Origin of the sequence: Pseudoalteromonas sp. SA25, assembly GCF_011378705.1 — a bacterium.
GTDB classification, from domain to species: domain Bacteria; phylum Pseudomonadota; class Gammaproteobacteria; order Enterobacterales; family Alteromonadaceae; genus Pseudoalteromonas; species Pseudoalteromonas arctica.
The window spans coordinates 20,133-39,298 of record NZ_WTKV01000025.1; the positions used below are offsets into that span (position 1 = coordinate 20,133).

Annotated in this window: 20 protein-coding genes and 1 riboswitch; of the genes, 11 read left to right on the top strand and 9 right to left on the bottom strand. The window is 38.3% G+C overall.

The features are described from left to right. Window positions 1-350: 350 nt before the first annotated feature. Window positions 351-731, top strand: coding sequence for a diacylglycerol kinase family protein (locus GQR45_RS21425; RefSeq protein WP_240920269.1), 381 nt, complete (start codon window positions 351-353; stop codon window positions 729-731). Then, the gene (locus tag GQR45_RS21430) at window positions 718-1,164 is read left to right on the top strand and encodes a hypothetical protein (protein WP_240920266.1); all 447 of its coding nucleotides are present in this window, start codon (window positions 718-720) and stop codon (window positions 1,162-1,164) included. The genes GQR45_RS21425 and GQR45_RS21430 overlap by 14 nt, the downstream gene beginning before the upstream one ends. Before the next feature lie 37 nt (window positions 1,165-1,201). Here GQR45_RS21430 and GQR45_RS17660 read toward each other — a convergent pair whose 3' ends face one another. Next, on the bottom strand, window positions 1,202-2,131 hold the full coding sequence (locus GQR45_RS17660) for a DMT family transporter (RefSeq protein ID WP_165726618.1): 930 nt from the start codon (window positions 2,129-2,131) through the stop codon (window positions 1,202-1,204). Window positions 2,132-2,233: 102 nt separating this feature from the next. On the opposite strand from GQR45_RS17660, the gene GQR45_RS17665 reads away from it, so the two are divergent. Then, the gene (locus tag GQR45_RS17665) at window positions 2,234-3,676 is read left to right on the top strand and encodes a PLP-dependent aminotransferase family protein (protein WP_165726619.1); all 1,443 of its coding nucleotides are present in this window, start codon (window positions 2,234-2,236) and stop codon (window positions 3,674-3,676) included. A 238-nt stretch (window positions 3,677-3,914) separates the two neighbouring features. Here the strand turns inward: GQR45_RS17665 and GQR45_RS17670 are convergent, their stop codons facing one another. Continuing rightward, entirely contained in the window at window positions 3,915-4,709 is a 795-nt protein-coding gene (locus GQR45_RS17670; protein ID WP_007579800.1) for a YggN family protein, read from the bottom strand. Between the two features lie 388 nt (window positions 4,710-5,097). Between GQR45_RS17670 and GQR45_RS17675 the strand changes: the two genes are divergently transcribed. Continuing rightward, window positions 5,098-5,283, top strand: a complete 186-nt coding sequence (locus tag GQR45_RS17675; RefSeq protein WP_007579801.1) for a hypothetical protein — start codon at window positions 5,098-5,100, stop codon at window positions 5,281-5,283. Between the two features lie 118 nt (window positions 5,284-5,401). On the opposite strand, the gene GQR45_RS17680 is transcribed toward GQR45_RS17675, so the two are convergent. From GQR45_RS17680 to GQR45_RS17690, 3 genes are all read right to left on the bottom strand, one after another. Then, the gene (locus GQR45_RS17680) at window positions 5,402-5,899 is read right to left on the bottom strand and encodes a glutathione peroxidase (RefSeq protein WP_165726620.1); all 498 of its coding nucleotides are present in this window, start codon (window positions 5,897-5,899) and stop codon (window positions 5,402-5,404) included. A 72-nt stretch (window positions 5,900-5,971) separates the two neighbouring features. Next, complete coding sequence (locus tag GQR45_RS17685; protein WP_004335020.1) at window positions 5,972-6,271, bottom strand: AzlD domain-containing protein; 300 nt, start codon at window positions 6,269-6,271, stop codon at window positions 5,972-5,974. Then, entirely contained in the window at window positions 6,268-6,972 is a 705-nt protein-coding gene (locus tag GQR45_RS17690) for an AzlC family ABC transporter permease (RefSeq protein WP_165726621.1), read from the bottom strand. The genes GQR45_RS17685 and GQR45_RS17690 overlap by 4 nt, the downstream gene beginning before the upstream one ends. Before the next feature lie 107 nt (window positions 6,973-7,079). Here GQR45_RS17690 and GQR45_RS17695 point away from each other — a divergent pair, with 107 nt between their 5' ends. From GQR45_RS17695 to GQR45_RS17710, 4 genes are all read left to right on the top strand, one after another. Beyond that, entirely contained in the window at window positions 7,080-7,736 is a 657-nt protein-coding gene (locus GQR45_RS17695; RefSeq protein ID WP_010554847.1) for a cytochrome b/b6 domain-containing protein, read from the top strand. Between the two features lie 88 nt (window positions 7,737-7,824). Beyond that, window positions 7,825-7,913, top strand: a riboswitch (cyclic di-GMP riboswitch). Between the two features lie 96 nt (window positions 7,914-8,009). Beyond that, a complete protein-coding gene (locus GQR45_RS17700; protein WP_010554848.1) occupies window positions 8,010-8,573 on the top strand; it encodes a hypothetical protein in 564 nt (187 codons plus the stop codon). Between the two features lie 142 nt (window positions 8,574-8,715). Continuing rightward, window positions 8,716-10,791, top strand: a complete 2,076-nt coding sequence (locus GQR45_RS17705) for a S9 family peptidase (RefSeq protein WP_165726622.1) — start codon at window positions 8,716-8,718, stop codon at window positions 10,789-10,791. Between the two features lie 60 nt (window positions 10,792-10,851). Next, the gene (locus GQR45_RS17710) at window positions 10,852-11,250 is read left to right on the top strand and encodes a hypothetical protein (protein WP_007579808.1); all 399 of its coding nucleotides are present in this window, start codon (window positions 10,852-10,854) and stop codon (window positions 11,248-11,250) included. Window positions 11,251-11,272: 22 nt separating this feature from the next. Here the strand turns inward: GQR45_RS17710 and GQR45_RS17715 are convergent, their stop codons facing one another. Continuing rightward, on the bottom strand, window positions 11,273-12,025 hold the full coding sequence (locus GQR45_RS17715) for a response regulator transcription factor (RefSeq protein ID WP_007579810.1): 753 nt from the start codon (window positions 12,023-12,025) through the stop codon (window positions 11,273-11,275). Window positions 12,026-12,263: 238 nt separating this feature from the next. Between GQR45_RS17715 and GQR45_RS17720 the strand changes: the two genes are divergently transcribed. Further along, on the top strand, window positions 12,264-15,206 hold the full coding sequence (locus GQR45_RS17720; protein WP_165726623.1) for a TonB-dependent receptor: 2,943 nt from the start codon (window positions 12,264-12,266) through the stop codon (window positions 15,204-15,206). A 284-nt stretch (window positions 15,207-15,490) separates the two neighbouring features. Here GQR45_RS17720 and GQR45_RS17725 read toward each other — a convergent pair whose 3' ends face one another. After that, window positions 15,491-15,964: a Dps family protein gene (locus tag GQR45_RS17725; RefSeq protein WP_165726624.1), complete on the bottom strand. Its 474-nt coding sequence runs from the start codon at window positions 15,962-15,964 to the stop codon at window positions 15,491-15,493. 335 nt (window positions 15,965-16,299) lie between these two features. Between GQR45_RS17725 and GQR45_RS17730 the strand changes: the two genes are divergently transcribed. After that, complete coding sequence (locus tag GQR45_RS17730; protein WP_007579816.1) at window positions 16,300-16,509, top strand: hypothetical protein; 210 nt, start codon at window positions 16,300-16,302, stop codon at window positions 16,507-16,509. Here GQR45_RS17730 and GQR45_RS17735 read toward each other — a convergent pair. Further along, window positions 16,506-17,111: an alpha/beta fold hydrolase gene (locus GQR45_RS17735; protein ID WP_010554854.1), complete on the bottom strand. Its 606-nt coding sequence runs from the start codon at window positions 17,109-17,111 to the stop codon at window positions 16,506-16,508. The genes GQR45_RS17730 and GQR45_RS17735 overlap by 4 nt on opposite strands. Window positions 17,112-17,294: 183 nt before the next feature. Next, entirely contained in the window at window positions 17,295-17,831 is a 537-nt protein-coding gene (locus GQR45_RS17740; RefSeq protein ID WP_165726625.1) for a YaeQ family protein, read from the bottom strand. Window positions 17,832-17,922: 91 nt separating this feature from the next. Between GQR45_RS17740 and ylqF the strand changes: the two genes are divergently transcribed. Continuing rightward, window positions 17,923-18,867 carry a ribosome biogenesis GTPase YlqF gene (gene ylqF, locus GQR45_RS17745; RefSeq protein ID WP_007579822.1) on the top strand — a complete coding sequence of 315 codons (945 nt, stop codon included), beginning with the start codon at window positions 17,923-17,925 and terminating at the stop codon, window positions 18,865-18,867. Window positions 18,868-19,166: the final 299 nt, after the last annotated feature.

Sequence of the window (19,166 nt, forward strand, 5' to 3'; positions counted from 1 at the left end):
TGCATTTTGCACGTTGTTTGATTAAAAAGACAACGATAAAAATTGAGCCTGACGGATTAGTTAAACTAATCCTTATTTATTTTATTAACGTGCGGTCCAGTGTTTTTTATTATGGTTTTTGCATAAGTAGTTAAAATAAAATCGGCGTTACTCTCACCAATACTGGTATTTGTGTGTGTTTTTATTTATTTATATGCATTTTACACAACCTTTTTTGACTAGTTATTCAGATTAAAAAAACTCAATTAAACTCTTTTTTATTCGTTCTCAAATACATTGTTGGAAACAAAAGCTTGTCACTACTAATAATTATTAAACCAAGTACAAAAAAACAGAATGAAAAATCACTAATGTGGCTTAAAAGCATTTGTAAAAAACGCAGTTTTTCTTATTGTATGTTTACTACAACAGGAAACTTTAACAATGACAGCGCTCAAATAAGGTTGCTACTCAGTAAATTTACCAAAGTAGTTGTACTTGGCGGAGACGGTACATTGAGCTTGGCGGTTAATGCGTTAATAGGGAGTAGCTGTACGTTAGCATTATTGCCTTGCGGTACAGGTAATGATTTCTCGAGAGGGTTTAGTTGCAAAGAAGATGATTGGCGAAAGGCATTATTTAATACACCGACAGCAATTGATGTAGGAAAAATTAATAGTCGCTATTTTATTAATACTGCAGGGGTAGGGTTTGATGCTCATGTAGTTAAAGCGATTAATGCTAAAAGCTAGTTTTTCATCTTTTGATTACAGTTGGACGAGCATTAAGGAGCTATTTTATTATCAAGCTCAGCAGTTACAAGGTACGTTTAATAACGATGTTAGGCAGTATAAAAATTTAATTACCGTATTTGCTAATCATAAGTACTTTGGTGGTGGTCTAGAAATAGCGCCAAAAGCAGATTTAACTGATGGGCTGCTTGAGTGTTATCAAATGCGATCGGGTGGGCTTTTTTATAATGTAATAAGCTTTATGAAGTTATTTTTTAAGCGCCATCAGCATATAAAAAACCTTAACTACAGTCGCTTAAATACAGCTTCCATAAAAACTGAAGGGTTATTGATTGAAGCAGATGGTGAACTGGTAGGTAAAACTCCTGCCGTTATTAGTGTACATGGGCAGGCTTTACTTTTTCATATGCCAATAAAAAAGCGCCTACAGTAGGGTAGGCGCTTTTACGTTAGTTGCGTTAATAACGCGTCTAACTGGGGACGGAGCCACTTTTAGCCATTGCTCTATTAGCTAAAAAGGCGTTAATTCGTTTTGTTGGGGTAAGCACAATGGCGTTACCTAATAGCACTAGGCTAAATCCTGCAAAGGTATTTGCTTGCCATTCAAAGCCTTCAAAAAAGCTACTCAGTGTTACTGCCACTAGTGGGAATAAAACAATAACGTAGCTGGCTTTTTCAGGGCCTATATTTCTAAGTAGAGCAAAGTAGCAACCAAAAGCGATTACAGTGCCAAATATTGATAGATAAAGTAGTGATAACCAGTAACTTGGTGGAGCGTTTAAACTAAATTGCACATTGTTCATTAATACATATAAAGCCAAGCCTATAGCGCTGTATAACATACCCCATGCATTGCCTTGCAATACACCAATTTGTTTACGAGAATTACGAACGCTTACCATATTTCCCAATGAAGCCACAAAGGTGCCACCGAGGGCAAGTAGTAACCCGACCAACGCACCATTACTCAAGTCGAACTGCTGTAACTGTGGCCAAAACAGACACGTAATACCTAATACAGCGAGTACAGCACCTGTATAAATTCGTTTTGAGATTGGCTTACCAAAAAATAACCGAGTATTGACTATGTTCATAACCAGCAGCATTGAAAAGGCAATAGAGGTCATGGCTGAGGTAAGGTGATTTTGTGCCCAGTAAAGCATTAAATAATTTAATCCAAAATTACAAATGGCTAATAAAACAAAAAAGCCATGATCCAGTAACTTAAATCGCATGTCGGGTTTTTTGTACGCTACATATAACCACATTAAAAGCGCTGCAATAGCAAAGCGATAAAATAACGATAACTCTACCGCAATATCACCTAACTGAAACTCTATGGCTAACCAAGTTGAGCCCCAAATTAAAACAGTTGTAATGTATAGCGCTGCACTTTTCATGGTTAGTCTCCAAAGCCCGATTGAATGGCTATTTTAAGACCTATCTGTATACTTACCATATACAGAAAAGTAAAAATGTAACCTATACAGATTTGGTGTGTGATGATAAGACAAAAAAATAGCCAAGGGCATGAGTTTTTATATCAGCAAGTTATTCAGTTGATTAGAGATATGAGCGCTCAACAAGTTTTACTCCCCGGCGAAAAACTTCCATCACTGCGTAAAATGGCAGATAACTTAAGCATAAGTATCCCCACTGTAAAACAGGCTTACCAGTCACTTGAAGATCAAGGGTTAGTAGAGGCGCGTGAAAAATCAGGATATTTTTTAAAAGTCGTTAGCATGGCGCATAATTTACCTAAGCGAGTTAAATTAAGTCGCGAACCTGTTGTGGTAAATAAACAAGCCTTAATAGAGCAGGTGTACAGCGCGATTCATCAAGCGAACGTAGTCCCTTTTGGTATCGCTAACCCAATTGCCGCAGCACCTACCGATAAAGCACTCGCCAGAAACATGCGCCGCGTAATGACAATTGCGGGCAGTAAAGCCATAAACTATGGCCCAACAGATGGGTTTGTACCGCTGAAAAAGCAATTAGTGCATCGCTATTTAGATTTTGGTATTGGCATTGATATGGACGAGCTTGTTATCACCAATGGTGCGCAAGAGGCCATGGCTATTGCGCTTAAGTGCGTGACAAAGCCAGGCGATGTAGTGGCTATTGAGACACCTTGTTATCACGGGATTATAGAGCTAATAGAAAGCTTAGGGCTTAAAGCGCTCGAAATACCACTGTGCCCAGATAATGGCATTTGGTTAAGCGATTTGGATCGCGCTTTGAATGAGCATGACATAAAAGCGTGTTTATTCTCGACAGCAATTAGCAACCCTGTGGGCAGCTTTATGCCAGATACAAATAGGCAGCAGCTGGTGGAGTTACTCGAAAGCCACGACGTAGTGCTTATTGAAGATGACGTATACGGCGATCTATATTTTACGGCTAGACGAGGCACACCTGCTTTAGCGTACTCTAAAAAAGGATTAGTGATCAGTTGCTCATCTTTTTCTAAAACGGCAGCGCCTAGCTATCGTGTGGGTTGGGTCGTTGCCGGTAAATTTGCAACACAAGCGCGGCGATATAAACGAGCACTAAGTTGCTCCGCTTCGTTAATAAACCAATGGGCGTTATCAGAATTTATTGCCAGCGGCGAGTACGACCGTAACTTAAAGGTACTCAGGCAGCGCCTGCGCGATAACAAAGAGCGTATGCGATGGTGTTTACAACAAGCTATGCCAAAAAATACACGTATAAGCGATCCAAAAGGGGGTTGCGTAATGTGGCTAGATTTAGGAAGCGAGTACGATAGTCAAAAATTATTTTTACTTGCTCTTGAGGTTGGTATTAGTATTACCCCTGGGCTTATTTTTTCAGCCTCTAATAAGTATAAAAGCTGCGTAAGGTTAAGTTATGGTGTGCCGTGGAGCGAGCAGATAGAGCAAGCAATAGTTACATTGGGCAAGCTCACTTTATTAGCTAAAAAGTAATACCAATCTGCTTATATATGGGGTCTATTTAACGTTAAGAAAATTACGCTAGAACTAGGCAAAAGTTTTTGTATCTAGTTGTTCTAAATAAAAAATTTTTAACGAAGTTATAGTGCAATTTAATTCGTTAAATTGATCAAAGATTTATGCAGGTTGGTATAAGTTTGGGAAACACAAAAAAGCAGCATTTAAGTAAACTTAAGTGCTGCCAAAGGGATGTTAAATAACGTTTGCTGTACTAATTGTGTTTAAAGCTAAATAACTGGTAACCTTTAAGCTCAGGCACTTGCATTACTAATTGCTCTTCTTGTTTTGCAATATCAGCAAAGTTTTCACATAAAGAGTTAGCTCTCTCTTCAAGTGCGCTTGCATGTAGCTCTACTTTTTCTTCTATTTGTGCACCCATATTTTCCATGCGTTGTTCAAAGGCATCCATATCGCCGCCTGAACCAAGTAACTCAGAACCTAAAGCCACTAAAATGCTGCCCATTGATTGCATTACTGCTGATTCAACCGCTGTTTCTATCTGCTGCTCAAATTGTTGTTCAAAGTTTTCGCCAAATTGATTAAAACTTTGTTGGCCCATTACAAATGTACCTTGCTGGTAAAATGTATTTTCTACCTCAATTTTAATGTCGTCCATAAGCTCAGACATATTATCAAGACCGTCAATATTAAATGCATTGCCTACTTCTTCTAATGCTACACCGGCAATTTTAACACCCTCTAACGCTATATTAGCTACTTCAGGTAATTGAGTGCGTAAGCTGTCAGAGTACTTATTCAGTGCTTCGCGTTGTGAGCTATTAAGCGCTACAAGCTCGCCATTTACGGTTAAGTCACCATGGGTATTAAATTGCATAGTTTTATTATTGGCAGTAAAAATTTCTAATTCGTTTGGTTTAATACGTACATCGTTTTTAAATTCGACGTTACATTCATCGTTACTAAATGAAATTGCAGAATCGTTGTCGTTATGAGCCATAGCGGCTGGCGTACAAATTAATGCGCTAACTAATAGTAATTTTTTCATATTTGTTCTCTACTTTTTGTTGATGACGATTAATTAATAACAAGTTTGATGCCAGTTTTATTTTTCCATAAAAAACAATTGATTAAGTGTTTTTCTTTATTTTTTAGCAAGTCAAAAAAATTAATAAATAGCTATTTTTTAGTCAAATTGGCTAACTAATAAAAATTAATAAATTTTATTTATCGATACGATAAAAAACTCTCACTTTCCTCAATTCAAATTTAGCGCTATTTATTCACATTACTGACATGAAGACTATTTACAGTAGTCGCGTGGCTTTATTTTGATGTTAATTTGCAGAGCACTTTGGCATTAAACATTTTTAATTTTACCGGCTATTGCGATAATAAAATCCTTGGTTGGTCTCAAACACTTTATGGAGTGGGTTGTGGGTAAGACATTTAGTTACGATGCGCTAGATGACGATTTTGTTGAAGACGAGTACGAAATGCTCGGACGTAATCAACACGATAAGAACAAGCAAAAGGTTAAAAAGAAGTTGGAAGACTACCTTGAGCAAAAACGCTTGCGTAAAAATCTAGGCGAAGACGATTTAAGCGATTACACCGATTAAATTTCACTAGTATAAATAAAATACCAATTAATATTGAGAGTTTAAATGTGCAGTTATGCGTATGTTTAAGTTTCAATAGTATTGGCAATAAAGAGGCCTTGCGCCTCTTTATTACTTTTTAAAGCGTACTTTTAGCCTGTGCTAATGCTTCTTGAATTGTAAGTTCTAGCTTTTCGGGTTTAATAAAAGGTGCATAACGTTTAATTGGTGTACCATCTGCGGCAATTAAAAATTTAGTAAAATTCCACTTTATTTTACGTGTTAAAAAACCAGATAAAGCCGATTTCAAGTGACGAAATACAGGATGTGCATGCTCACCGTTTACATCTACTTTGGCCGCTATTAAAAAACTCACACCAAAATTAATTAAGCACCCTTGCTCTATTTGTGTTGCGTCGCCGGGTTCTTGCTGACCAAATTGATTGCACGGAAATCCCAGAATAACTAAACCTTGGCTGGCATATTTATTATGCAAAGCTTGAAGCGACTCGTATTGGTAGGTAAATCCACATTTACTTGCGGTATTAACAATAAGCACAACCTTCCCTTCAAAATCATTAAAGTTGATAGGTTGACCCTGCAAGCTTGTTGCGCTTAATTGATGGAATTTGTGCATATTGGCGTCTTTTTATTGTTGTTAGCCGCATTTTAACCTGAGTGCAGTATTTCATAAAGTATAAAGATCGCACTAATTTAAAATTAGAAATAGCCCCATACCGGCAAGCGTAGTGTAATAAATATTATGTGTTTTGTAGGCAACAATAATGGCGACTATTGCTGCGCTTAAATAAGGGTTTTGCCAGTTTAAGTTAATGCCATCTTCATTCAAAAACACGATAGGCACCCAAATTGCTGTAAGCACTGCTGGTGCGCTAAAGCTTAAAAATTGCTGCATTTTAGGGCCTACTTTAAACGGCAAAGCACGGTGTAAAAATAAATAACGCGTAAAAAATGTAATGCACGCCATGAGTAAAATAGTCGTCATCATGGCGTTACTTCCTTTTTAGTGGCTAGTCTTGCTGTGCTGTAACCTGCGGCCATTGCCAGCAGCGCTGAGCAAACAAGCCATAACTCAAATCCTGTGCTTTTTAAAAGCGTTGCGCTAATGCCTGCTACAACTACCGTAACGAGTGAGGCCAAATTTTTAATGCCCGGAATAACCAAAGCTATAAACGTGGCAGCAATGGCAAAGTCGAGCCCTAAATTAGTTAAATCGGGCAGCATTGTGCCTGCTACAATGCCAATTAACGTCCAAATATTCCATGCAATATAAAAGCTAAAACCAGCGCTCAATGCGTATATTAAACGTGTTTTTGTTCTGTACGCTTTTCTATGGTGAGAAAATGCAAATAGCTCATCGGTTAATACAAAACTTACTGGTAAGCGCCAACGCATAGGTTGGTCAATTACCTTATGACGCACAGCTAAACCGTATAAAAAGTGCCGAGAGCTAATAATAAATGTTGTGAATAAAATTGTAAGCAATGGTGTGTTGCCCGCCATAAGTTCAATCGCAACAAGCTGTGCAGAGCCTGCAAAGACTAATAACGACATTGCTTGGGTTTCTAGTGCACTAAAGCCATTTTGAATCGCTAAAGAACCACATAAAATGCCCCAAGGAACAACAGCTAAACACAGTGGTAGCATATCTAAAAAGCCTTTTAAAATAGCTTTTTTAACTGGTTGCATGATATTTACTCGCACGGCTTGTAGAATGGCTCATAAGGATACCTTAATATTATGATGTTAAAGTAGTTAACGAATTAGATAATACTGTTTTTTTAAGGATAGGCGCAATGACGACGTTAAAAGTGTGGGATGGGTTTATTAGATGCTTTCATTGGTTTTTGGTTGTAAGTATTGCGGTGCTTTATTTTAGTATTGAAGAGGGCATGATTGAGCTTCATTTTGTTGCTGGGTTCTTTACTTTAGCACTCATCGTAACGCGTTTAATATGGGGCATTATCGGAAGTAAAACTGCGAGATTAAGTGGGTTGCTGCACTCTCCTCGTGCTATTTTAAAGGCACTAAAGACACCAAGCGATTCGCTAGGTCATTCAGCACCTGGCAGTTGTATGGTAATGGTATTTTTTATAATTATAATTACGCAGCTTATTACCGGGTTAATGAGTAGTGATGGCATTTTAACTGACGGCCCGCTTGCTCAATATGTGTCTAGCGATACGATTGATTTTGCAAATTGGCTACATGAGCTGAATTTTGACATTTTACTTTATGCTATTGGTCTACATGTATTAGCTATTATTGTTTATAGAATAAAAGGTAAGCCGCTAGTTAAGGCGATGATCACAGGCTCAAAAGAGTTAAAAGCGGATGGCTCTGAGGCTAAAGTAACAAAAGCGTCTTGGCCTGCGTGGCTAATATTTATATCTTTATTGGTGCTGCTGATATTTACGTGGGCAAAAGAACCTTTAACTTATTTATTTAGTTAAAAACACACTAAACCAACCCTAAAGGGTTGGTTTTTGTTTTTGGTTACATTCTTTTGTTTGATTGTTATGCGGGGCCGAATTATAATCGCCGCATTGCTGGCAAACTAATCGAAAGATTAGGGCGCAAAGTTTCCGGTCTAAGGCTTTTTATAAAGCTATGGTAGCGGGACTACTGCATAACGTGTTGTTATGTATCACTTGCCCTCAGTGTATTTTTTGTGTATCCATAGTGTATGGATAAGATTTTGTAACTCTTAAGGTGTTGCCGTGTTTATGCATACGTCGTTGGCCTGTGGAAAGTGGTCAACAATAGGTTGCTTAAATCATCATACCCAATTGTTTATTGGCGATGTGGTGAGTGTAACCTTTTATGACATGCAAGGAGAGCTAGTTAGTTTATCATTTGATTACAAAATCACCTCGCTTGAACAAGGTGAGCCTCACGCATGGCCACGTTTAGTTGCCGAGCATATTAACGTGCATGTACCTCTTGTTAGCGCAGGTAAAATGACCGAACAAGGTTTAATTGTTGCCTATAGAAACAATGAAATTTTTGCTTTGCAAAGCAGTGGGATATGTAAAGCGCATGTCGATTTTCATTGTATTGCAAAATGCGATGAGCGTGTTGTTAATAACCTTGATACTTATGATTACGTGTACCCTGAAAATTGTGAAAACTATAATGCGGGTACAAAGGTATTGCAGCCAAAAACAGGGCATGTTTATCAATGTAGGCCTTGGCCATTTAATGAGTTTTGCCGCGCGAGTGACGATAAAAAGTTTATGTTCGAGCCCGGTGTTGGACAAAGCTGGGCTATGGCTTGGCAGCAAATATAAGGCTGTTAGTGAATTATCTTCCCAAAGGTATAGCGGTTTTAGTAATGAAGCGTTTACCGTTTTAGCCCATCCAACTATTGGATGGGCTTTTTTATTTTTATGATAAACTGCAAATCACATTATTTTTTTAATTGGTTTTGTTGTGTCTCGTCCTGACTACTCTTTAAGTTTATTACCTAATTTCCCGATTGCTAAACAGCAAGCCCATACATTAAGTACTCATAATAAAATACGCACTGATAATTACTATTGGATGCGTGATGACGATCGTCAGGATGAGCAAGTACTTGCACATTTACATGCTGAAAATGCATATTGCGATGAACAGTTAGCTGCAATGAAGCCACTCCAAAATACACTTTTTGAAGAGTTAAAAGCACGCATTGTAAAAGACGATAACTCGGTACCCGTTAAAGACGGGAAATACTGGTATCACTCAGAAGTTCGTGGTGACGATGAGTACTCTCGCCATTATAGAAGCACGAGCATAAGGGCTGATAATAAAGAGCTTTTACTCGATGTGAATATATTAGCTGAGGGATTTGAGTTTTTTGAGCTAGGAGAAGTCGCACTAAGCCCATGCGAGCAGCTTATGGCTTACTCTGAAGATACTGAAGGTCGTCGTATTTATAATGTTCGCTTTAAAAGCTTAGCGACCGGTGAAATGCTACCTGATGTACTTGAAAATACAGAAGGGCAGGTTGTTTGGGCTAACGACAATAAAACTGTTTTTTATGTAAAAAAAGATTTAAAAACGCTACTAGGATACCAAGTATTTAGGCATGAGCTTGGCAGCGAGCAAAGCCAAGACGTAATGGTTTACGAAGAGCAAGACAGCAGCTTTTTTATGGGGCTTGGTAAAAGCCGCGACGAAGGCTTAATTATTATTGATTTAGCATCGACAGAGACCAACGATACATGGGTGCTTGATGCTAATAAGCCCACTGACGAATTTAAAGCATTAATGCCGCGTGAAGATGGCCACGAGTTTGACGTAGATAAGCTAGGTGACACATTTTATATTGTGACTAACTGGCAAGCTAAAAACTTTAGATTAATGACGGCAACAAACGAAACGATTGCTGATAAAACACAATGGTTTGAGCATACAGCTCACAGAGAAAATGTACTACTTGAAGGTGTAGAGTTATTTAATGACTTTTTAGTATTGAGTGAACGCGAGCAAGGGCAAGCTCGATTTGTAGTTGTTAATAGGCTAGGGGATCGTATGGCACTTGAGTTTGCCGATCCTTGTTATTATGCTGCAATAGCAATGAACCCAGAGCCAGACACTCGCACTGCGCGTATTTATTACTCAAGTTTAACAACACCAGGCTCTTTATATGATGTTGATTTAGCAACTGGCGAAAAAACACTACTTAAACAGCAAAAAGTAGTCGGTAGTTTTAATGCCGATGACTATCAGTCGGAGCGATTAATGGTAACTGCTCGCGACGGAGTTAAAGTACCTGTATCTGTTGTTTATCGAAAAGACAGCTTTAAAAAAGATGGCACAAATCCGTTATTTCAATACGGCTATGGCGCCTATGGCTATACGATTGATCCTAGTTTTTCTAGTTCGTCACTGAGCTTGCTCGATCGTGGCTTTGTTTATGTTATTGCGCATGTTCGAGGCTCTGAAATGCTAGGTCGCGAATGGTATGAGCAAGGTAAAAAAGAGCATAAACAAAATAGCTTTAGTGACTTTATTGATGTGACAAAAGCGCTTGTTGATCAAGGTTATTGTGATAGCAATAAGGTGTTTGCCTCAGGCGGCAGTGCCGGTGGCCTATTAATGGGGGCGGTTGTAAACCAGGCACCAGAGTTATATTGCGGTGTTGGCTGTCATGTACCATTTTTAGACGTATTAACCACAATGCTTGATGAGAGTATTCCGCTCACAACAAATGAATACGATGAATGGGGTAATCCAAATGAGCCTCAATTTTATGATGTAATTGAAGCTTACTCACCTTATGACAATATTAGCGCACAAAACTACCCGAACATACTCGTTACTACCGGTCTTCATGACTCACAAGTACAGTATTGGGAGCCTATGAAGTGGGTTGCAAAAATGCGTGAACTTAAAACAGACAGTAATATTTTAGTCTTTAAAACCGATATGGATGCAGGCCATGGCGGTGCATCAGGTCGTTTTAAAAGCTTAGAAGAAAAAGCCCTCGAAATGGCCTTTTTTATTGCGCTGTTAAATTAACTGCAAAATCGGAAAATTGTATTACTCTATATATAGAAGTTGATATATATAAGGTAATTTATGTTTGGAGCACATGGCGAATTTCAGATTTGTTCACAGCCCCCTCATATGTATTTAAAATTGAAGGGGAGCTTTAACAATGAAGGTATAACATCATTAACTAATGGTGTTATTCAAGAATTGAGCACTCACCCTGAAAATACGATTAAGTTTGTGATTGTTAATTTAAAAGAGTTTGAACTGTTAACTTTAGATAGTCTTGATTCGTTAGAGGCCTATTTTGCGGGTGTAAAAGAACGTGGCTATCAACGAGTTGACTATATAAACATTAATATCATAGCTAAAAACATGTTTGAAAAAGTATGGAAAAATAGCGATGTAGAAGTTAATTTTTATAAAGATACTGAAAGCTATTTATTAGTGCATCCAAGTGATAGTTATATAAAACAGAACTGGTAATTAATATGAGTATTATAAACCGCTACTGAAGAGGGCTTATAATACTCTCTAAACACCCTTTATAGCGCCTTGAAAGGTTTAAGCACATATCGTTTTTAAGTCTAACTTTATAATCGCCACTGTCAGTAGGCATCAGTTCGCAGATAGCTTGTTTTCTTACCAGCGTTGAGCGATGAATACGAATAAACCCTTCTGGCTCTAGCTGCTGTTCAATATTTTTCATGGTTTCGCGGTGTAATACCGGTGTACTACCTTGGGTAAAATGCAGCTCTACATAATTGCCCGCACCATTAATCCAAATAATATCTTTTATATCAATTAGCCTTACCTTACCTACATCTTTAACTACGATATGTGATGATGGTTTTTCGGTTTGTGTGCTTTGTTGATATTGACGTTCGGCCGCGCTTGCAATCGGGCAAAGGTGAATTAGTTTATCAAAGCATTTATCAATACGTGGTGCAGTTGAATCTACTATTAAAAAATCAACAGCGCCAACTTCAAAAGCAAAACTCGCAAAATGACCCGACTGGGCAATAATGACTAACTTAAGTTTTTTAGCTAGCTCTGTTAAATGCACTATTTGCATAGGGTCAGCCAGATTAGTTAGTTCGTAAAACAGTACGTTGTATTGATCTGTATCTATCTGATCTAATCTGTTTGCCTGAATAAAAGATTGAGATTCAAAGTGTCGGTGCTCTTGCACGCGCTTTGTTAAAAATGTTGCAAACTTAGTGTTACTAACAAAAGTTAATGCATGAAAAGAAGCGACCATTATTTTATATCTCTTGCTGTATATAATAATAAAGACCGTGCTTAGCGGAAAAACTGTTATGAAAAGTACAATATATTTATAAAATAATTGTGACGTACTAATTCGTCCCATCAAACTAGCTATTCATACCAAAGATTACGCCTAATAAATAACGTACGTAGAGTGTTTAAATAAATCCCCTTACTGTAATCCGCGAAGTAACTATTTAGTTACAAAAATAACAATTCAGGGGAATTATATGATATTAACTAACAAAGGTAGCGCGCGATTATTTAAAAAATCGTCGTTAACAGTTGCGCTAAGCAGCGCGATACTTGCAAGCATTTCATTTCAAGGTGTGGCTGCAGAAGATGACGAAATTACTAAAATAGAACGTGTACAAGTTACAGGCTCTCGCATTCGTTCAGCTGAGGCGATGTCATCAGCGCCTATTCAAGTTGTAGATAGCACAGCAATCGACGCATCTGGTTCATTAAATATTCAAGATTTACTACTAGATAATCCAGCATTTGGTTCACCGGCAATCAGTCGTACTAACTCAAACTTTAGTACAGCGAGTGCAGGTGTTGCGACTGTAGATTTACGTAATTTAGGTTCTAACCGTACATTGGTATTAGTTAACGGTCGTCGTTATGTATCAGGTGTACCAGGTAGCTCTGCTGTCGATTTAAACACTATTCCGAGCCAATTTATTGAACGTGTTGAAATTATGACAGGTGGTGCTTCATCTGTTTATGGCTCTGACGCTGTTGCTGGTGTAGTTAACTTTGTTTTAAAAGATGACTTTGAAGGCGTTGAGTTTGATGGTCAGTATGGTGAATCGAGTGAAGGTGATGATGAGTCACGCCAATTTAACTTTACCTCAGGCTTATCAAGCTCAGATGGTAAAGGACACGCAATGTTTCACCTTGGTTACTCTGATCAAGGCGCTGTTTTCTCACGTGACCGTGATCGCTCAGCGGTAGACCAATTTTCAGGTATTTTCTTCGAAGATGATCCAGTAGCAAATCCAGGTTCTGTATTTGATGCAGTAAGCCCGTTTTTATCTTCATTTCCACCACAAGGTCGTTTTAGCGCTGGGGATGAAACATTTACGTTTAATGATGCAAACAACCTACAAAACTCATTTAGTACTAATGGCGGCGATGGCGTAGCTGCAAATGGTTTTAACCGAAGCGGTGTACGTACAATAGCAATACCTACAGAACGTTACTTATTTGCCTCAAATGGTAGCTACGAGTTAAGCGACAAGCATAGCTTTTTTTATGAAGGCACTTACGCTGCAACAACAACCGTTTCTGAATTAGAGCCATTTCCTTTTGCCTCTGACGACATTTATGCAAATGGCCAGGTACCAATTGAATTTAATGTAAATGGTGAGCTTTTACGTAACGCGTTTGTTCCAGACGATATATATAACGCAGCAACCGATACCGACGGTGATGGCGCACGAGATATCTTCTTTGCAAAACGTTTAAGTGATATCGGTAATCGTGGAGCACGAGCAGAGCGTGATACATTCCGTTTAGCACTTGGTTTTCAAGGTGAAATAGCCGATGGTTGGTTTTACGATACTTACTATGTATACGGTAAAACAAAAGAGCAACAAGTTTCAGGCGGTCTAGTTAATGTACAAAGCTTCCGTCAAGGTTTAGAAGCTGTGATCGATAGCCAAGATTTAGATGGTGATGGTATTACTGATGAGGCTATCTGTATCGATGCGACAGCACGTGGCTTTAATTGTGCACCAGTAGACATTTATGGTTTTAATTCGTTATCGCAAGGTGCTATTGATTTTGTAAGTGCACCTAGTTCGCTTTCAACGTCGGTTGAGCAAGAAATCATTGGTGGTAATATTTCAGGTGATTTATTTGATTTACCAGCAGGTACGGTAGGTATTGCAGCTGGTTTTGAATACCGCGAAGAATTTTCACGCAGTGAATTTGATGCACTACAGCAAGCAGGTCTTAATGCGGGTAATGCAATCCCAGCAACAGAAGGCTCGTTTGATGTAACTGAGTATTATGTAGAAGCAAATATCCCTGTGCTTGATACTGTAACAATGAACGCAGCTGTTCGTTTATCTGACTATTCAACTGTAGGTAGCACTGAAAGTTGGAATGTGGGTGTTGATTGGGAAGTAATGGATAGCTTACGTTTACGTGCTACTCGTGCTCGTTCAACACGTGCTCCAAATATCGATGAACTATTTTCTCCGCCTTCACAAACTTTCCCAAGTGGCTTAAACGATCCATGTTTAGGTGTTACTAATAGTGGCGGTGGTGCTGCTGGTGATGCTTGTCGAACAGATGGTGGTGTTACAACTAATATCGCTTCAAATGGTGAGTTCACGCTTAACCAGTCTGACTTACAAGGCATTAGTGGCTTTAACCGTGGTAACCAAGATTTAAAAGAAGAAGTTGGTGACTCTGTAACAGTAGGTTTAGTATTTACACCAGAAAACCTAATATCAGGACTAGATATTACGCTTGATTACTTTGATATCGAAATTACAGATGCAATCGTATCAACACCTCGTCAGTTTATTCTTGACCAATGTTATGGCGGCGGCGATACAAGCTTTTGTGACTTTGTAACTCGTCGTAGTGCGCCATCAGGTAATAATAGTGCTGGTTCACTAGAATTTATCGACAGTGGTGTATCTAACAGTGGTGGTTTAGGTACAGAAGGTGTTGATTTAACACTAACGTACTCTGCTGATATTGGTCCTGGTGCGTTTAGAACTCGCCTTGCTTATACTTACCTAATCGATGGTTATAGCATTCCACTTCCAGGCGCTGATAAAGATGAGTTTGCTGGAGAAATTGGTGCATCAGAGCATAAAGCTAACTGGAACTTTGGTTATAAACTTAACGACTTTGATTTTAACTGGAGCTTAACTTACATTGGCGCTGCAGACTTTGATGATCAATTCTTAAGTGGTTTTGGTATTGCTCCAGGTGGAGTAGGGATTGGTTCAGTAACGTATCATGATGTTCAAGCAAGTTACCATATCAGCGATTCAACAGAGCTTTACGCTGGTGCAAGTAACTTATTTGATAAAGAGCCACCACGCATTTTATCGGGTGTGAGCGGTTCAAGTACTGGTACTGAAACTGATGCTGGTACGTACGACCCAATTGGTCAATCATTCTACATAGGTTTTAGAAGTAAATTCTAACCAACAATAACGACACTAATATAGTTACTTAATTAGTTACGTTCACAAAGCCTCAGTATCGCTGGGGCTTTTTTATTGGAAAAAATAATAAGAGCAGTAATGCTTATACATTGTTTATCCCAATATATGAGCATTGTGCCCACTTAAACCAAAAACAACGCCACTGGTAACAGGGGCGTTGTTTAGTATTGGGAGGAGACTAATATAGTAACCGAATCGCTTGATTATTTAACGATTTATCCCTATTTGTGGCCCTCTTCATTGAGGGCTTTTTTTTTGCTAGTTTAGTCTAAGTAAGCCTTTAGCATCCAAACCAATTTTTCTTGCTCTGAGATGTAATCGCTCATTAGTGAGGCTGTACCTTCGTCGTCTGCATCACCAGCTTGGGTTAAAATATCACGCTGCATGTGAATTAATGTACTGTAACCAGCAAGTAGATTCTCTACGGCTGTAACACCATCACTAATACCTTTAGCTTCTTTAATTTTACTTACTTCAAGGTAATCAGAAAATGCATGTAGAGGTGCGCCATCTAACGTTAAAATACGTTCTGCAACTTCATCTACTTTAAGAAGTAGTAAGTTATAAATTTCTTCAAACTTAACGTGTAGTTCAAAAAAGTTACGGCCTTTAATATTCCAGTGAAAACCACGCGCGTTCATGTATTGAATCTGGTAGCTACTCAATAATGTATTGAGTGACTTTATGATGTCTTCGCTTTTTGCGCTGTTTAGACCAATTGCGTTTACATGTGACATAACTTGCTCCTTGAATAACCGTTGATTTGTGAACTTGTGATAAGTATTACTAATTTCGATAAATTAGTAAAATCGTTTAAATGTATCTAGTTAATAGTTTTAACCTATTAGCTGTTTTTGATACCTATATTCACTTTAGACTATTAATAGAAGTGGGTCTGATTAATAAAAATACTACCCCTCAAAAGTAAATAAACCTCAAAAGTATATAAATCATGATCTAAAACAAACTTTATTCAAGGTAATAACTTAGCTATTTTTTTATTGATGCAGGTCAAAAATCATCCACCCTAACGGCGCATAATAATGTTGTCGAAATAATTAGGAGAGATAACATGCATGCAAAAACAGCGAAACAAAATAAAGCAGAGTTAATAGTGGTAGGAATTGCAGTCATCGCATTTGTACTTGGGTTAGTAGCGCACTTAGCGGGTGCAAGCTTTGCGAACTCAGATTTTTTTGGCTACATTGCGGCGCCGATTCCGCTTATATTGGCAGTGGTATTTTTAATTAGTTATAAAATAGCAGCCAATGCTGAGGATTAATCTTTCTCGTTTAAGCACTTTAAAATGTAATCGAGTACTTGGCGCGAGTAAATCATACTGGTATGGCTTAAATGAAACACTTTATGTTCGGCCATACCTTTAAGTTTGGTTTCATCTAGTAATACAGTGCCATCTGACTGGCTACCTTTGACTATTAAGGGCATAAGCCCAATAGGTAAATCGCCCGCAATACTGTAAAGCTTAGCTTTAAAAGGCCAATTACCATTTTTAGTGAGTAAAAATTCAACACTATTTTTTAAAAATGATTCAAACCCTTTTTGCTTCATTTTTTGCGCTATATGGCTGCCTTTATGTGGAGTACCCAGTGTAATTACCTTCGTAACATTCTGGCTAGCAGGGGAGTTTGCCTCTAGGTAAGCACGTGCAATAAGCCCTCCCATTGAGTGGCATACAAGCGCTGCAGGTTCGTTAGAAATACACTCATCAATTTGTGCAAATATGGTATCGCGGTGAGGGTCGAGCGTATTATAGGTAATGTTTAATACCGTCATCCCCGATTCTTCAAGTCGTGAACAAAGTGGGCGCATAACAAAGCCAGACATATACAAGCCATGTAAAACAATAACGTGTTTAACTTTCATATGCTCCCTAATACCAATTTTATTAAAAACATGATCATTCTAGCGTATTAAATAATCCGCTACCTGCGTTAAGAATTATTTAGATAGAACAACTATATGTCATAATTTTCGCCTTGTTATCGACTTATTTATTTGTCGCTATAATAGATAACTAATTTAATGCAATTGGTATAACTACCGTAATTACATTAACTGTAGCGGTTTTATTTCAATATTGGTTGTATCGGTATTTATCCATACTTCACCATCTTGAATGGTAATGGCGAGCTTAATTCCACGATCAACCAAAGCAGCAAGTGCTTGTGTTGCTGCATAATCAAGGCTAAAAATACTTAGATTTTTAAATTCATACAATTTAGGTTGGTGTTTTTGCCACCAAATTGCTTGATTGTTTTCACCATAAGTATATAGCACCACTTTTTTAGATTTATTACAGGCTTTTTTAAGGCGTTTTTCATCTGGTAAGCCAAGTTCAATCCACAGCTCTATTTCTTCACTATAGCTTACATGCCAAAGTTCAGGCTCATCATCAGCGCTTAATCCTTTAGTAAATTCTAAACCATCACAGCTATTTAGCGCAAAAGCGAGTAAGCGAATCATCAACCGCTGATCGGTTTCTGATGGGTGTTGAGCCAAGGTTAAATTAAAATCTTGATAAACGTGGCGGTCCATATCGCTAAGCGATAACTGCACTTTCATAATGGTGGATTTAAGAGCCATAACAACTAATCTGAAAAAATTTGCGTCAGTATAGCGCAATTAAATGAATTGCCAGTTAAAATAGCGGTTAATTATACGTTAGGAGTTAAAAATGGCTATCCAGTGGTTCCCTGGGCATATGAATAAAGCCCGCAATGAAATTAAAGAAATAATGCCACAAATGGATGTGATCATTGAAGTGCTTGATGCGCGCATTCCCTACAGTAGTGAAAACCCGATGGTGGCAACCTTGCGTGAAGGTAAGCCGGTCATCAAAATTTTGAACAAAGCTGATTTAGCTGATCCTAAAATGACTCAAATCTGGAAAGATTATTTTGAGCAAGAAAATGGTGTTAAAGCGATTTCTTTTGGACATGATAAAGCAGCTGAAGTAAGTCGTATAAATGAGCTTTGTAAAAAGTTAGTGCCGCATAAAGTGGGTGCAGATAAGCAAATTAAAGCCATGATAATGGGTATTCCTAACGTGGGTAAATCTACGTTAATTAATGTACTGGCTGGACGCATAGTTGCAAAAACAGGTAATGAACCTGCGGTAACCAAAGCACAACAACGCATTAAGCTTGAAGACGGTATTATGCTTTACGATACGCCAGGTATGTTGTGGCCAAAAGTAGAAAATGAAAACTCAGGTTATCGTTTAGGCGCTACAGGTGCCATTCGTGATACGGCGCTTGAGTATGAAGAAGTAGCAAGTTACACCGCTGAATACTTATTGCGTGCATACCCTGAGCTTTTAAAAGCACGTTATAAAATTGCCGAACTACCTGAAAGTGATTGGGAGTTTGTTGAAATGGCGGGTAAAAAACGCGGCTGTATTCGTGGTGGTAACCAAATAGACACATATAAAATGTCTGAAATACTAATCAACGAATTACGCGACGGTATTATTGGCCGTATTACTATGGAAACTCCGCAGATGCGTGAGGAAGAAGAAGTAATGGTTGCTGGTTTACGCGCCGCTGCAGAAGCTAAAAAAGCAGCTAAAGAAGAAGAGAAGCTTCAACGCCGGGCAAGAGCTCGTAAAAACCGTCGTTAATATTTAACCAGAGTTCAGGTTATTTAATTAAAGTGATTTAGTTTTATTAAATTACAGACATAAAAAAAGCCCGTAAGGGCTTTTTTAGTTTCATATCTACCGTCACCGATATGAGCAATGTAGCAAGTAAAATAGTAGGGCGGTTACTCATCATCAACATCAAGGGGCGTTGCGGTTCATAACAAGTAACCATAGCTGTTTACGTGCGCCACACGTTGTTTCAGGGTCGAGAAACAAATCAATTCATTCCTTAACAAGTGGTATGCAATCCGTCTTGTTGATATTGATTATCAGTTAGA

Bases quoted from the DNA above. Each gene is read 5' to 3' on its own strand.
- GQR45_RS21425 (WP_240920269.1), top strand. From the start codon at position 351: ATGTGGCTTAAAAGCATTTGTAAAAAACGCAGTTTTTCTTATTGTATG.
- GQR45_RS21430 (WP_240920266.1), top strand. From the start codon at position 718: ATGCTAAAAGCTAGTTTTTCATCTTTTGATTACAGTTGGACGAGCATT.
- GQR45_RS17660 (WP_165726618.1), bottom strand. From the start codon at position 2,131: ATGAAAAGTGCAGCGCTATACATTACAACTGTTTTAATTTGGGGCTCA.
- GQR45_RS17665 (WP_165726619.1), top strand. From the start codon at position 2,234: ATGATAAGACAAAAAAATAGCCAAGGGCATGAGTTTTTATATCAGCAA.
- GQR45_RS17670 (WP_007579800.1), bottom strand. From the start codon at position 4,709: ATGAAAAAATTACTATTAGTTAGCGCATTAATTTGTACGCCAGCCGCT.
- GQR45_RS17680 (WP_165726620.1), bottom strand. From the start codon at position 5,899: ATGCACAAATTCCATCAATTAAGCGCAACAAGCTTGCAGGGTCAACCT.
- GQR45_RS17685 (WP_004335020.1), bottom strand. From the start codon at position 6,271: ATGATGACGACTATTTTACTCATGGCGTGCATTACATTTTTTACGCGT.
- GQR45_RS17690 (WP_165726621.1), bottom strand. From the start codon at position 6,972: ATGCAACCAGTTAAAAAAGCTATTTTAAAAGGCTTTTTAGATATGCTA.
- GQR45_RS17695 (WP_010554847.1), top strand. From the start codon at position 7,080: ATGACGACGTTAAAAGTGTGGGATGGGTTTATTAGATGCTTTCATTGG.
- GQR45_RS17700 (WP_010554848.1), top strand. From the start codon at position 8,010: ATGCATACGTCGTTGGCCTGTGGAAAGTGGTCAACAATAGGTTGCTTA.
- GQR45_RS17710 (WP_007579808.1), top strand. From the start codon at position 10,852: ATGTTTGGAGCACATGGCGAATTTCAGATTTGTTCACAGCCCCCTCAT.
- GQR45_RS17715 (WP_007579810.1), bottom strand. From the start codon at position 12,025: ATGGTCGCTTCTTTTCATGCATTAACTTTTGTTAGTAACACTAAGTTT.
- GQR45_RS17720 (WP_165726623.1), top strand. From the start codon at position 12,264: ATGATATTAACTAACAAAGGTAGCGCGCGATTATTTAAAAAATCGTCG.
- GQR45_RS17725 (WP_165726624.1), bottom strand. From the start codon at position 15,964: ATGTCACATGTAAACGCAATTGGTCTAAACAGCGCAAAAAGCGAAGAC.
- GQR45_RS17730 (WP_007579816.1), top strand. From the start codon at position 16,300: ATGCATGCAAAAACAGCGAAACAAAATAAAGCAGAGTTAATAGTGGTA.
- GQR45_RS17735 (WP_010554854.1), bottom strand. From the start codon at position 17,111: ATGAAAGTTAAACACGTTATTGTTTTACATGGCTTGTATATGTCTGGC.
- GQR45_RS17740 (WP_165726625.1), bottom strand. From the start codon at position 17,831: ATGGCTCTTAAATCCACCATTATGAAAGTGCAGTTATCGCTTAGCGAT.
- ylqF (WP_007579822.1), top strand. From the start codon at position 17,923: ATGGCTATCCAGTGGTTCCCTGGGCATATGAATAAAGCCCGCAATGAA.